The sequence below is a fragment of the Desulfonatronum thiosulfatophilum genome (assembly GCF_900104215.1).
Classification (GTDB): domain Bacteria; phylum Desulfobacterota; class Desulfovibrionia; order Desulfovibrionales; family Desulfonatronaceae; genus Desulfonatronum; species Desulfonatronum thiosulfatophilum.
The window spans coordinates 97,437-111,992 of record NZ_FMXO01000008.1; the positions used below are offsets into that span (position 1 = coordinate 97,437).

The window sequence follows — 14,556 nt, forward strand, 5'->3', positions numbered from 1 at the left end:
GGAGATGTGCACATGATCAATGCGTATGGACCATCCATTGAAGAAAACGGCGTGCGGTTCCGGCTTTGGGCTCCCGGCGCCGATCGGGTGGATTTGGTCTTGAAGGATCGGGAACGGCCGGATCGCCGGGAAAGAATGACCCCTCTCGAGGACGGTTGGCTTGAAGTCCTGGTCCCGGAGGCCGGAGCCGGAACCCTGTACAACTTTCTGATCAACGAGGAAACCCTGGTGCCGGACCCGGCTTCCCGTTTCCAGCCCGAGGATGTTTTCGGCCCCAGTCAGGTTGTGGATACCGCCGCCTTTCGCTGGGACAATCCCAACTGGAAGGGACTGCCCTGGAACGAAACCGTGCTGTACGAACTGCATGTCGGCGCGTTCACGCCCGAGGGCACCTACAACGGGGGGCGGACCAGGCTCAATTACCTCAAGAACCTGGGCATCACGGCCATTGAACTGATGCCCCTGGCGGATTTTCCCGGTCGTCGCGGCTGGGGCTACGACGGCGTGCTGCCCTTTGCGCCGGACTCGATCTATGGAACGCCCCAGGAACTGAAGTGGCTCATCGACGAGGCCCACGGCCTGGGAATCATGGTCTTTCTGGACGTGGTCTACAATCATTTCGGCCCGGAAGGGAACTACCTGCACCTCTACGCTCCGGACTTCTTCAACCCGGAGCGGCACACCCCCTGGGGAGCGGCCATCGACTTCACCATGCCCCAGGTGCGTGAATTCTACATTGCCAACGCTCTCTACTGGCTGGAAACATATCGCTTCGACGGTCTGCGTTTCGATGCGGTGCATGCCATCGAGGACACGACCACGCCGCACATCATTGAGGAAATGGCCCAGCGCATCAGGCAGGTTCTGCCCCAGGACCGACACGTTCACCTTGTCCTGGAGAACGACGCCAACCAGGCCCATTACCTGGCCCGAAGCCGGACCACCAGTCGGCCCAAGCTCTACACGGCTCAATGGAACGACGACATCCATCACACCTGCCATGTTCTGGCCACAGGCGAGCACCACGGCTATTATTCGGACTTCGTCGAAGCCCCCCTGCATCGATTGGGGCGGTGTCTGGCCGAAGGTTTCGCCTACCAGGGCGATCCATCGGAGCATCACGACGGCAAGGTCAGAGGCGAACCCAGCGCGCACCTGCCCCCGGAAAGTTTCGTCGCCTATCTTCAGAACCACGACCAGATCGGCAATCGGGCCCGGGGCGAGCGACTGAGCTTGCTGACCACTCCGGATCGACGGACCGCGCTGGCATCCATCATCCTGCTCTCACCCCAGATCCCGCTGCTCTTCATGGGCGAGGAATGGGGAACACAGCGCCCTTTCCCCTATTTCTGCGATTTCGAAGGCGACCTGGCCAACTCCGTACGCGACGGCCGGCGCAGGGAGTTCTCCGGCTTTCCGGAATTCTCCGATCCGGCCATGCTTGAGCAGATCCCCGATCCGACCCATCCGGACACCTTCAAGAAGGCAGTCCTGCATTGGAACGAACCGGTCCAGCCCAAGTATGCCCGGTGGTTGGACCTGAGCCGGAAACTGCTTGCGGTTCGCCGTAGTCAGATCCAGCCCCTGCTGCCCCTGATCCGGCCCGGAGAGGCGAGATGGAAGATTCTTCAGGATGCAGTGCTCCTGGTGCAGTGGTCGCTTCGCGACAACCGGTCGCTTGTCCTGGCAGCCAATATCGGCTCGCAATCGCTGTTCATCGAGCCGCGGGACATCGAGTCCTGGAATGTCGATGTGAAAAATATCCGGATCGAGGAACTGTTTGCTTCATCCAACGCTCTCCTTGAACAACAGGAACGCCTCATCCTCGGCCCCTGGGCAGTGTACTGGTGCACCGCGGGACGTTGAAGCAAAAGGTCGCTCTGGGGTGGCCGTTGCCTTGACTAGGGCCGAAAAAAGCGTCTGAAACGGCGCAAGCCGCTTCAGACGCTTGGAATTTGCGTATCTTCCGAAACGCGGTGGCTACTCATTTCATCGTTGCACCATATGCTGCAAATCGATGACCCGAACTTCGTCCTGTCCCGCGACGCTCACGAACGCGATGGTATCGTGGATGCACATTGCCAGACAGATGCCGTCCAGGTCCTCCCTGCCCACCATGACGATCTCATTTGGATCGCTGATGTCGTACATGATGAACCCCTTGTCCGAACTGGCCAGGAACGCATGATTTCCGGAAACAACGGCCAGGGGAGCCCCGCCGGTGTCGATGGTGGCAGTCAGTTTCGGACTTGTTGGCGCATGAATGTCAAAAATATGCATCTTACGCTCGGAAGTGTTCATGAAAAGGACCGACTCCGATACTCCCAGGCTCCGAGGACGTCCGGGGACGTCGATCATCGTCAGTTCCCTTGGATTGTCCGGTTGCCTCAGATCGAAAACATGCAGTCCGCCATTGAAATTGGCCACGTAGGCAAAACCGTCGAAAACGGCAAATCCTTGAACCTGGGCCGGCGAGTCCATCCTGGCGATCTGGCGCGGGGCCCCGGGCCAAGAAATGTCATAAATCCGCAAGCCTTGTCCGGAGATGGAGGCTAGGGCGTAATCGCCAAAAACCTTGAATGCCTGAATTCCGCCCCCGAAAACCTCGTATCTGCCCTCTTCAAGGCATCGTTCAGGATTCCGGACATCAATGATCAACAACCCTTCGCGATCGTCGACCACGTAAGCAAATCCTTTGGAGAAATCCATGTCAATGATGCGACCGTTCGTCTGGAGGCATCCCAATTCCGTTGGATTGTTCGGATCGTTCATATTGACGATGGTCAATCCCGGTTCCGTGTTGGAAAGAAAGGCGTTGACCCCATCAATGCGAACGCAGGCGCGACCGAACACATTGCCGCACTGCGTATTGCCGGCTACGGGAACGATCCAATCCATGGTACACCAAAACAACATTGCCACTGCCGCGAATACCAGTTTCCATTTCGTCATGACCATGACCTCCATCGTTGAAGATATATATTGTTGTACTTGCGCCGCCGCCACGATTACTCAAAGCAACATGCTCCCGACGTGACTTTTAATTACGCTGCGCAAGAGCCTCGACCGTACTCCAATGCGGCTTCCGCTGCTCCGGAGAGAACCATCATCCCCAGTGTCGTTCGCGCGATGATCGCGGAGTAGTCATTTTTTACGCAATAATCGCTGATCGCCACGTCCGCATATTGCGCATAATGATCCGAGCATCCGCCGCAACCATTGCCCCGTCCCTGGTTCATTGCCTCATCGCTGCAAAATATGCCGATTTTCATGGCAAAGCTCTCCGCCGGCATCACCCCGAGATATTCCATTTTGCGCAGAGCATGGATTTGACATGGCCTGCCGACGAACCCCAGCTTTTCCGAATCAGGGGATCCCCCCCCCGGGTGACCGCCGTTCGCCGCAATTCCAGAACCGTTCGGAGCAGCCCGGTACAGAAGCGACCCAAGACCCGGTTCCATGAACAGTGGTTCATTTCGAACAATTTCCGATTCTTCGTGAACCACCAGAGGCAGCCGGTCTCCGTTTGCACGAGGGACGCAGATTCCACGCAGATAGCCCGTATTCAGCATATGGATCAGTAAAGCAGGCAAGGCTCCACCGTTGCCTGACTCTTTGCGCAGCTTTTCATCTTTCGCCCTGTACAAACCAACGCCCAGTACGCGACCGCATGGGTCTTGCCAGGACAGCATCTCCTTGACGTGTTCATCCAGGTCGCCGCTTGCCGGGCAAATCAGGTAGCACACGCCGCACTGGCTACATCGATTCTGATCCGTATAATTTGGGTATCCGTCTTCACCCAGTTCGAGTGCAAAGTACTGCGTCGTGCTGCAGTACGTCGCGCATCCCCCGCAACGTCGACATTGTTTTTGAGAGAGGAATTCACGTTCCAGATCCAAGAATCCTTTCGAGTTGTCATCTACACTTTCGACATCCAGCCCCGCCGAGACAGGGGGGCCTGCACCTCTGAAATTACTTTTTCCTTCACGACGAAATGCCTTTCCCTTTCTAGAGCTCTTTGTTGATCGTCGCTGTTCCACTGTTTCCATGCCGCCAGAATTTTTCGCCGATCCTCGCATCGTCTTCTTGAGTGGCTCATCTACCCTCATGGCTCTCCCCCTTTATTGATTGTTCCTTGCCCGTCGGCTTTGATCCTATAGATGGACGAGTATCCGTTGCGTAACAGATTCGGTAACATCAGCCGGAAGGCTGGAAGCCAGTCACGTTCTGGGGGGACTTATTTCAGCGGGAGAAAGACGGCTGGTGGGGACTGGGGGGGAGGGATTGTGTTTTAAATATTCAAAATTCCAATCAAAATCCCAATCGCAATCGAAATCGCAATCGAAATCTCGATCGAAATCTCGATCGAAATCGAGCATGCACTGAATGTTCGTCTCAAATGAACGGAAATCAGAATCAGCTTGCTCAAGAGAGACTGGGACGGCAACGTGCTGTCTTATCTTTACAGCTTTGGTCAAACAGCTTCCCGTGCTTGGCGGGCCAAGGACAAGAGAGTGGTTCCGGGCAGGACGTCGTAATCCTTTTTCAGGCGAAAACGGGCCTGTCGGAAAACTGCCAGGGCGTCCGAAGGATACCCCATGTTTAAGTATGTCTGCATGAGCAGGGCAAAGATCTGCTCATTGATCATGGACATGTTTTGAACCCGGAGAAGATACTCCAGGGCTTTTTCCGACTCACCCGTCAGCAGACAGCGTTGAGCCAGATAAACAACCCCCTGCACATACTCCTTGCGAAGACGCTGTCGATACTCGTCAATCCACTGTCCGGTCACGTCGGCCGGAATAAAATCGCCCGTGTATCCGTCCAGAATCCCGGCCAGATCATCGACGGCGCATTCCGCATGCAACGCATCTTGCAACATTTCCTGAAAACTGAGGCAATCAACCCGGCACAGCCGCTTGACCATTGAAACGCGACTGTCCGTAACGACCAACCAATTCACCTGATCACCCAATACCCTGTTCACAAGCTTGCGAAGCCGGGAAATAGCCACTTTGAGGTTGTTCGCGGCCATGTCTCCATCCTTGTCCGGCCAGAGCAGATCCACGAGCAATTCTTTGGAAACCTTGGTTCCGCCGTTTACGATCAAGGCTTTGAGGAGCAGCTTTGTTCTTTCGCCGCGCCATTTCCGGTCGTACAAAATCTGGTTGCCCACGGTCATCACGAAATCGCCCAGGGTCTGAACGTGAACAACCACGCCTTCGGAATCGGACCAGGAGAAAGTCGACTTTTCCTTGAATTGCAGTTCACGACGCAGATTCTCCATAAATCCTGGTGGCCTGTTGACCACGCGCAGACTTTGTCCGTTTGTTGAGAGACGCATGCCGAGATCATGGAACTCCCAGGCCCGTGCGGTATCTCCCTTGCGAATTTGCAGCCGGACCATTTCCATGGCGCCGCAAGCGGCGAAATACTGGAATCCGGTTTGTCGCCATTGGGTGATCCACTGTAAAAGAAAAGATTCCGCTTCATCCGTTCTGCCCAGATCCACTAATGCCTGGGCAGCTACAAGAGCGTTTTGACTTGCGGGCAGCGGGCCATTGCTGAGATTGCCCCGCTCCATGCCTTCGTTCGCATGCAGCAACGCTTCGTAGGGTCTTCCGAGGATCAGTTCGTAGACGCCGAGGCAGTAGTGGACACATGCGCAAAAATAATGATTGCGTTGCGGAACCGCCTCTCGGCGGAGTTCATTGGACAGTTCTTCGGCATCTTCCTTCTTCCCCAGCTCGGAAACCGTCATCAGCAGAGGACCCGAGATCAGCAGCCGGGCGGAAACGGGAAGATGCTCCGCCATGGGATAGGCCAATATCTGACGGAATTTATCCTCCGCTTCGAAGCATCTCCCCTCGAAGTAGTTCAGCAGCCCGTCCAGAGTCTTGAGCTGGGACACGGCCCCGAAGGATGCGTCATCCACCGCGCAGAGCGGAAGCGCGTCATCAACAAGAATTCGGAGGGCCGGAAAGTCACCGGTAAAGGTGAGGGGCATCCCGGATATCCAGGCCGCTCGCAGCATCAGGGATGGGGAACCGGCGTGAGCGGCCTGATTATTTGCGAATTTCGCATAGTGCAGCGCGGATTCGAAATCTCCTTTGCACAGCATCACGATGAAGGCTTTTTCAAGCCATAAGCCGGCAGCCGCCGGATGAGAGACTTCGGTCAATTTTAGTGTTTCGTCGACGAGCAGGTTCCAGTTTTCCAGACGTTGAAGGGAGTTTCCGCTGCTCCAGATATGGAACACGCCCATCTCGATGGCCGCGGTTGCATAAAGAGCATCCCCGGCTTCATGAAATTCCCGGTGATATGCCAGCAGCTTCTCCTGGTCCGCCGTCCCCTGGAAGACATCAATGAGAAAACGTATCCGGGCCGTTCCCGCGAAGCCCTTGACCACATGCAGCAGCGGCATGACATGCATGCCCAACCTGGGCAGGTGCAGATCCAGCAGCCAGTCAGCGCCGAAATCTTCCATCAATCTAGCGTACTGATCCCAAAGGCCGTGCCGGTAGCAGACCTGGAAAGGTTTAAGCAGCCGGGTCAGAGGTACCTTTCGCATGTCCGATCTCCTTTCGGAAACGTAGCTGATAATGCCGGATTAGCAATGAATCAAAGCGGTGTCGTAACAACAGCAATGGTATTTGAGAGGATGCGCAAGCGAGGAGTGTCGGAAGACTCACCAGACCCTGAAGCACAACTGAAGGTTCTGCATCTGAAACTCGAGTCAAAGTTTCATGGATGATGAGTCACGAATAGGTCACAGATTGCGTTCTTGAACAGAATCCAGGGGATTTGGCGTTTGGTCGGCGAGGAGGACGGATGACCGCGTGCAGCCTGAAGGGGCACGAGGAAGGAGACACCGGTCAGGTCCGGTTATCAACGAGAACTGTCCTGAGCGTCGTCAACACCCAGTTTGCGGACCAGGGATTGAAGTTCGGGCGAGACGTTCAGGCCCAACTCGGTTTTCAATCGTTCTCGATAACGATGAAACAGACTTCGCGCCTCGCCGGCTCGGTCCAGAAGGTGGGCGCATCGGATAGCACGTCCATTGAAATCTTCATGGAGCTCGTCCACTTCCAGGGCCTGCAGATAAACGCGCCGGGCCGAACTCCAATTATCGGATAATTCAAGCACGTCCCCGACAATGGCTACAAGATCGTAAAACTTGCCGCGCAGACGTTCACGTACCGGTATGGTCCAGGAATGAGCCAGGTCATCCGGCAGAAAGTGCCCTTGGTACAAGTCCAGGGCCTGCTGCGCCAACAAAAACAACCGGGCGGTATCTCCATTGCGCAGCGGCTTGGTGCAGGCTGCGCCGAATTCCTGCTCCAGCTTGGCGATCTGTTTGCACAAATGAACGAACGCCCAGGCGTCCGCCCAGCAGAGCCGGGCATTGAGGCTGATTCTGGCGTTGCTGACCACAATGCTTTCATGGCAGCCCAGGAGGCCGCGAAGCCGAGAAACCGTGGTGGTCAGAGAGCTATGAGCCCGGTCTCCATCCGAATCCGGCCAAAGCATATCGCACAATTCGTCCTCGCTGACGCCCTTATCTTCGTTAATGGTGAGAATCTTCAACAGATCCAAGGGTCGGCGTTGCAACTTGCCGGAAAAATGAATCACATCCCCTTCCCGGATCAACTCGAATCGACCCAAGGTATGAAGCCGAAGCAGCCAGGGCCAAATGGAGACTTCCAGAGGCGGTGATTCGGGAAAGAGGTTGCGTCGGCGGATCAACAACTTTGCGTATTCCGTCTCAATGTTTTTTTGCAGGGCAACCATACATAAACGGGCAACCATTTTTGGACGCCACTGCCAGAACATGTTCACGTAGCCCTCCCGGCGTCCCAGGTTGAATCCCTTGATCAACAATCGCAGGGCCTTGTCCGTCTGGTCCTGATCCAGGGCGAAGTGCGCGGCGCAAAGCAGCCACATATACTCCAACAGCCTGCTTCCGGATTCGTCGATAAAGTCTTTCAGGCTCTCCATCAGCCGGTCCCGTTCGTCAACCTCTTCGATCTCATGACAGGTCTGGGCTTTTGACAAGGCAAAGAAGGGATATGCGAAACGGGCACCCGTTTCCTCGGCGATGCGCAGAGCCTTTCCGGCATCCTGGGCCGCCAACAAAAAGTTTCCGCGGTACAGGTGGTAGGAGGCGGCCATATAATGATATTGTCCCCGAGCAAACCGCTTGTTCCGTGATGCGATGCGCTCCATCTGCGCGAGATACTTGTCCGCGGTGGAGACGTCGCCTACGGTCAGGGCTGCAAATACGCCCTGACCGTAGAGCATGAAGTGCCAGATGTTCAGATCATGCCGGCGAGCCAGCTGCAAGCCCTCCTTCACCACCTTCAAGGCCTGATCCCCCTGCGCGAAACAGAGATTGTGGACCATGGCTTCCAGACATTTGGCATTCAGCACATGGACCATGGGCACATCCGGATTTCCCATCACCTGTTGTACATTTTCGTTGATAATTCTGAGTCGGGTCAGGTCGCCCATCCACATGGCGTGATAGGCGGCATGAAAGCGTGTATGGAGGTGGATGTACCCGGCGGAACAGCGGGAATTTGGCCGCAGGGCCACTTCCAGCCATTGCTGAATCTTTCGCGATTGCTGCGGATGCTGATAGACCAGTGCCGCGACCATGCAGGAGGCCGCCCGGACACCAAGTTCCGTGGGAGGAACCTCCAACCCCGTGTCCAGCAATGTTTCCAGCAAGGAAATCCATTCCCCCAGGGAGAGAAAATCGCTCCAATCGTACATGAAGGTGTCCACCGCACCGCACCAGGCGGCCAGCAGGCCATTCTCATCCCGGCGCTGTCGAAACATCTCGAAGGCCTTCCGAAACTCCTTTCGACTCCCCTCCGGATCTACGATCTGACGGCATATTCCCAGCCAGTACACGAGCCAGGGTTCCTGATCCAGTGCATCTGCCGGCAGGTCGGTGATCCATTTTTCCAGGGTCTGAAAACGTCCCTGATGGGTCATTTGATCGGCATGTTCAAGAATCAGTCGCTCCAGACGTTCCGCGGCGCCTGCCGCCAACCACAAATCAGCGGCATCCATGATCCGGCCGGACGATTCCAGAATCTCAGCGGCTCGACAGCGCAGAATGCTCAGTTCTTCAGCTGAATACTCATTCTCGGCAATGGATTGCAGATACAGCGTGAACAGCGGGTGATACTCGAATTCAAAATGGGGAGAGACCCGACGGAAGGTGAAGCGGTTGTTTCGAAACAACTGCATCAGGATGGCTTCGGCATGATCGGAGCCGGACATGGCCTTGGCCATGTCCGGGGTCATTGTACGCAGAAAGGACGTCCTGACCAGGAAATCGCGCAGTTCAGGGGTCAGTTTATCGAACAGTTCCACATCCAGGTAATCAAAAACATCCCGCATGGGCATCCACGGGGAAGCTCCGACAATGCTCCCTCCGCGACGCAGACTTTCCCCGAGCAGCACGAGACCGGCTGCCCAACCGTCGGTTTTTTCATGGAGCTGGTCATATACCTCATTGGAAAACTTTTCCGATCCGAGCAGGGCCTTGCTCTCTTCCAGAGTGAACCGGAGATCATGCCAATCAAGAAAGCTCATTTTTCTTTCCACCAGCATGCGCACGCTATGCCGCGGAGCCTGTTTGCGTGAGGTGATCAACGTCCTGCAGCCTCCCGGCAAGACTGCAATGGCCTCCAGGATACGTTTGTGTACCCTGCTGTCCATTTCCACCTGATAGTTGTCCAGCACCAGAAAGCAGTTTTCGGGAAGCCGCTGCGCAAGCTGCTTGAAAAAATGATCGGTAAAGGAAGAAAGGTCTTTGACTTGAAGAGGTTGTAAGGAAGGCAGATTCACGTGTTCATCGGCCAGGACGGATGTCGAGGCCTGAGCCAGGCGGGAAAAAAATACGGCAGGTTCGATATCGGATTCATCCATCTGATACCAGATCAGAGGTTGCTGCCGCTCGAGAACATAGCTGGCGACGAGAACGGTTTTTCCTGAACCCGGGGGTGAGGAAATCCAGATGATGGGCCGTGAAGAGGCTTCGTCCAGACAGTCAAAAAGCCGCTGTCGAACAACAAGTGTCCCGATTTCCGGAGGAATGAACCTGGCAAAGGAAATCTGCATCAACGACTCCCGAAAACATGGGTGATCGGTTTCCTTCGTCCCTGAATGTTCCAGCGACCCTTTGAACAAATAATTCGCAACTACTCAGCGTTTTCACGAATATCTTTTTGATTAAGCCTCAAAACAATACAGGTCAATATGGAACGGTCAGGACAGACGTCGTCGAATTTGCACGGGCCGAGCCTGGGAATCCATCAAGGCGCCCAATATGGTCATTGAGGGGGGAGAAGGCGGTGTTGCAGCAGAAGGAGTTCGTGATGGAGCGGGTCGTCAGGGGGGAGGTTTTGCATGGCGGATTCCAGGTATTTCCGTGCCTGCCCGGCATCTCCTGCCGCCGCAAAAACCATGGCTCTGGTGCTTTTGAAAAGGGGGTTGTCCGGTTCGGCAGTCAGGGCTCTGCTTGACCATCGGTTTGCTTCGGCAACAGCACCTTGCTTGAGCAGAACGTAGGCCAGATTGTTCATGCCTTCGGGATTTTCCGGATTTCTCCTCAACGCCTGACGGTAACTCGCCTCCGCGGACCGCCAATCCTCCAGGGCGGCATGGACGTTGCCCTGGTTGATCAGGGGCTGATCCCATCCACGATCTTTTTTCGCGGCCGACGCGTATGCTTCCAGGGCCAAGGCCGTCTCTCCGGAAGCCTCGTAGGAGACCCCGAGATCGTTGTATTCTTGAGCGTCCAAGGGATCGCTGAGCAGCACTATTCTTGGCGCCGTACAGGACACGAGACTACACACCGCTACCAAACACAACATGCTCAGCCAGATCCGTTCACGTCCGAAAACCATTCCGCTCCCCTACTCCACCACAAGATACAGGTTGTTCATTCTTCCCCAGCGGGACACAAGCTCGTCCGTGGGCATCAGGACATTGCTAAGCTCTCCGACGTGCATCAGATACCCTTCCCGGGTATGGCCGAAGACAACGACGTAATGCCCTCGGCTCAGAGCGCCTCGGCCCATTTCCAGCAGAATAATCACCGGGCTGCCGTTATTGATCCGATCCTTGAGCAGTTCCGGGTCGCCTCTCCCGGCCTTGGTCTGGAAACCGAGATCCCGGGCGTGGTTTTCCATGTCCGGAAGCAGGGTTCTGCCCAAAGCCGGCGTAAAAACATCACGGGTGATGTCGTCCAGCGAAGGATTATGGCCGCGAAACATCAGAACGGATGCCAGGGCCGCGGGGCCGCAATCGTCTTGCCGGGATTGGGGTACAAACGGGACATTCAGGAAAACAGCCTCTTCCGGAAGTTCAGGCAGAGGCTGATATCCTGAATGTGAGCCGCACCCCTGCCCGAACAGTCCGAGGGCAAGGAGAAGGCAAAGGAACGCCTTATTGAAGGACAATGCGTCGATCACTGAGTCTCAGAATGACGATGACCAGGATCACGATCACCAGGACGCCTATCACCGCGCCGATAGCGCCGCCGCCGACGTCATGGGACAGGCCGGCCAGCTGGTGCAGTTGTTCGTCACTCATGCCGTCCAGTTTGGCCAGCACTTCATCCTGGGTCAACCCGTAGTCCGCCAGTCGTTGAGCAACAATCTTGTGCTCCAAGGCTGCCTGGATGGATTCGGTGCATACTGTCCGTTCGGATATCGCTTCTCCGGATGAAAAACGGCTCTGGGCTAAAAACGCCTCGGCATTACTGGGGATCAACGCAAAGATCGCGTACGCGAACAGGACCACCCAACAAATCCGCTGATTGAAAAACCATCTACGATTACTCATATCTGCTCCTTGATGTAACCATGGGATTTATCATCGACCTGGGGCTCCACGCATCCGAGCGATCTTCCATATGACAGTCGGCGTCCGCACGATGAATCCCCGAAGCCAATCACCTTCGTACCGGATGATTCCGGACCGGACGAGGCCCCGCAAAGTACCAGATTATCAGTCCGACCACCGGAAAGATAAGAATGATGACCGTCCAAAAGACCTTTGCTCCGGTGGATGCACTGCTCTGAATGGTCTGGACGATGGCCCAAATGCAGAGAATGAAAATGATCAGTCCTAAAAAACCGCCAACTTCTACTCGCACGGTATCCTACCTTTGTTGTTAAAATGATCGCCGGCGATCAGCACGTCACATTCATGAAAGAAACACATATGGAACGAGATATCCGACCTCCGCGGGCGCCCGGGTACCTCCAAAAAAGAAGCTGATGATCAGCAAGATGAGAAAAATAACAAACAAGACCTGGGCAATCCATGCGGATGTGCCCGCGATCCCGGAAAATCCGAGAATACCCGCGATGATCGCCACAATCAGAAAAACAACCGTCCAGCCTAACATGCGAACCTCCTTGTGTAATCACATGGTTCTGAAGAATCAATGTGATGTTGATGGGACTCAATTGTTCCGCCAGCTTGATTTTGCGGAATTGCAAAATACATTTTTTCACCTTCGTACGTTCCTCGATTTACTGCCAATCCTCGGCATCCAGGCACTCACTGCCCTGATGGTCCACAATTGCCTCAATTTCCATGCCAAATTCATGTTCATGCAACATATCGTAAACACAGGAATATCTTGTTCAGGACGATTGCTGGTCAGGCAATAATTTCTTAGGTTTTAAGAATTATATAAATTTATCAATCATCCTGAAAGATGCATGTCTGGCGCAACTTTATTGTTTCTTAAGAATGTATTCAGGATTCTAGGCAAATGCACTGACCTTTCGCTCATCAGACATGCGGAGCAGCAAATGCAAGACAAGACGGACCAGTTCCTCGCTGCGATCTTGGGAGCTCTGAGCCGTGAGTGAATCCGGCGGCATAAATGCGCGAATTTTCTGCCACTGTCGGTATCCGTAGCTTCCAATTAAGTAAGAGGTGGTGATCAAATACAGGGTTATCCCCATATTCAAAGCAAACTGAAAACATAATCTTATTACCTAACGGAGGCGGTGATTGCGGCAACGGCTTTTTCGCCGGGAGTTCCCCCGGCTGAACTTCAGGAAGTCGAGCATTCATCTACAATCCAAATCAACAATGCGTATCGGATCTGTTGCTGTTTTCGTGGTTACTGCCGGCTGAATCATTTGACCGTCAGCCTGATGGTCAGAGGACGAAACCAAGCCCAATGGCCGCGGAAATTTCAACACTCCAATCCAGGAGGTGGATCATGAGCAATTATTTTCCTTAACCTTTTGATCCAAGTCGTCAGCGCCTCTCTGCCATTTCAACCTTAAAAATCGTAAAGGAGATTTCCATGAAGACATTGTTAGTGAGTATCATCATTGGCCTCCTGGCTATGAATCCCGCCTTTGCAGACGATGATGCCGAACGTCGCACCACCACCCAGACCCAGCAAGAAAGAACAACGCAGGATCAAAATGGTGAGCAAGACACGGATCAACAGCAACAACGGCAAAGAGATCAGGACCAGCAACGACTGCAGCAGCAACGTCAGCAGGAACAGGATCAGCAACGCCAGCAACGTCAGCAGGACCAGAACCAACAGGGTCAGCAGTGGCAGCGCGGTCAGCAGGGCCAGGATCAGCAGGGTCAGCAGTGGCAGCGCCAGCAGGATCAACAGGGTCAGCAGTGGCAACGCCAGCAGGATCAACAGGGTCAGCAGTGGCAACGCCAGCAGGATCAAAGCACACAGCAGTGGCAACGCCAGCAGGATCAACAGGGTCAGCAGTGGCAACGCCAGCAGGATCAGGATCAGCAATGGCAGCGCGGTCAGCAGTGGCAGCGTGATCAGGATCAGCAGGGTCAGCAGTGGCAGCGCCAGCAGGACCAGGACCAGCGTCTGTGGCGGCCTGGCGATCCAGCTGACAGGGATCGTCGGACGAATCAGCAGTGGCGCGATCAGGATCAGCAGTGGCAGCGCCAACAGGACCAGCAGTGGCGCGGCCAGGATCAGCAGTGGCGTGACCAGGATCAACAGTGGCAGCGCCAGCAGGATCAGCAGTGGCGCGGTCAGGATCAGCAGTGGCAGCGCCAGCAGGATCAGCAAGGGCAGCCCGGCCAGCGGCAGTGGCAGCGTGATCAGGATCAGGACTGGCGAGACGACCCAACAGGTCGCCGCACCACCACTTCCCAGATTCTTGGCGCTCCCGGGCAGCAGCAATACCGGGATCAGCAGTGGCAGCGCGATCAGGATCAGCAGTGGCAGCGTGGCCAGCAGCAGCGCGACCAGGATCAGCAATGGGGCGGTCAGGGCCAGTGGCGTGACCAGGATCAGCAGTGGCAACGTGGCCAGCAGCAGCGCGGCCAGGGCCAGCAGTGGCAGCGTGATCAGGACCAGCAGTGGCGCGACCAGGATCAGCGGAGATGGCAGGATCAGGAATGGCAGCACCAGTGGAGCCCCGGTGACGACGCCGATCCGCATCGCTCCAATGCTCCCCAGCGCCATCGGGATGATCTTCGCCAACCCGGTACCTTCATGAGAGACGACACGCAGCGCAACTG

Annotated in this window: 11 protein-coding genes; 1 reads left to right on the forward strand and 10 read right to left on the reverse strand. The window is 55.4% G+C overall.

Annotated elements, in window-relative coordinates; genetic code table 11:
* Positions 1–12: 12 nt before the first annotated feature.
* Positions 13–1,866 carry a malto-oligosyltrehalose trehalohydrolase gene (gene treZ / locus BLP93_RS07995; RefSeq protein ID WP_092119707.1) on the forward strand — a complete coding sequence of 618 codons (1,854 nt, stop codon included), beginning with the start codon at positions 13–15 and terminating at the stop codon, positions 1,864–1,866.
* Between the two features lie 123 nt (positions 1,867–1,989).
* On the opposite strand, the gene BLP93_RS08000 is transcribed toward treZ, so the two are convergent.
* The 10 genes from BLP93_RS08000 to BLP93_RS08045 form a co-directional block, all read right to left on the reverse strand.
* A complete protein-coding gene (locus BLP93_RS08000; RefSeq protein ID WP_161946241.1) occupies positions 1,990–2,952 on the reverse strand; it encodes an LVIVD repeat-containing protein in 963 nt (320 codons plus the stop codon).
* Positions 2,953–3,044: 92 nt separating this feature from the next.
* Positions 3,045–3,899 carry a Coenzyme F420 hydrogenase/dehydrogenase, beta subunit C-terminal domain gene (locus BLP93_RS08005; RefSeq protein WP_161946242.1) on the reverse strand — a complete coding sequence of 285 codons (855 nt, stop codon included), beginning with the start codon at positions 3,897–3,899 and terminating at the stop codon, positions 3,045–3,047.
* Between the two features lie 575 nt (positions 3,900–4,474).
* Positions 4,475–6,571, reverse strand: coding sequence for an AfsR/SARP family transcriptional regulator (locus BLP93_RS08010; protein WP_092119715.1), 2,097 nt, complete (start codon positions 6,569–6,571; stop codon positions 4,475–4,477).
* 317 nt (positions 6,572–6,888) lie between these two features.
* A complete protein-coding gene (locus BLP93_RS08015) occupies positions 6,889–10,134 on the reverse strand; it encodes an AfsR/SARP family transcriptional regulator (RefSeq protein WP_092119717.1) in 3,246 nt (1,081 codons plus the stop codon).
* A 212-nt stretch (positions 10,135–10,346) separates the two neighbouring features.
* Positions 10,347–10,859 carry a tetratricopeptide repeat protein gene (locus BLP93_RS08020; protein WP_244148686.1) on the reverse strand — a complete coding sequence of 171 codons (513 nt, stop codon included), beginning with the start codon at positions 10,857–10,859 and terminating at the stop codon, positions 10,347–10,349.
* 72 nt (positions 10,860–10,931) lie between these two features.
* Positions 10,932–11,489, reverse strand: a complete 558-nt coding sequence (locus tag BLP93_RS08025) for a cysteine peptidase family C39 domain-containing protein (RefSeq protein WP_092119720.1) — start codon at positions 11,487–11,489, stop codon at positions 10,932–10,934.
* On the reverse strand, positions 11,464–11,862 hold the full coding sequence (locus tag BLP93_RS08030) for a PA2779 family protein (protein WP_092119723.1): 399 nt from the start codon (positions 11,860–11,862) through the stop codon (positions 11,464–11,466). The genes BLP93_RS08025 and BLP93_RS08030 overlap by 26 nt, the downstream gene beginning before the upstream one ends.
* A gap of 109 nt (positions 11,863–11,971) precedes the next feature.
* Positions 11,972–12,175 carry a PLD nuclease N-terminal domain-containing protein gene (locus BLP93_RS17685; RefSeq protein ID WP_092119726.1) on the reverse strand — a complete coding sequence of 68 codons (204 nt, stop codon included), beginning with the start codon at positions 12,173–12,175 and terminating at the stop codon, positions 11,972–11,974.
* Positions 12,176–12,226: 51 nt separating this feature from the next.
* Positions 12,227–12,430 carry a DUF1328 domain-containing protein gene (locus BLP93_RS08040; protein ID WP_092119729.1) on the reverse strand — a complete coding sequence of 68 codons (204 nt, stop codon included), beginning with the start codon at positions 12,428–12,430 and terminating at the stop codon, positions 12,227–12,229.
* Between the two features lie 930 nt (positions 12,431–13,360).
* A complete protein-coding gene (locus tag BLP93_RS08045) occupies positions 13,361–14,518 on the reverse strand; it encodes a hypothetical protein (RefSeq protein WP_092119732.1) in 1,158 nt (385 codons plus the stop codon).
* Between the last annotated feature and the right edge of the window lie 38 nt (positions 14,519–14,556).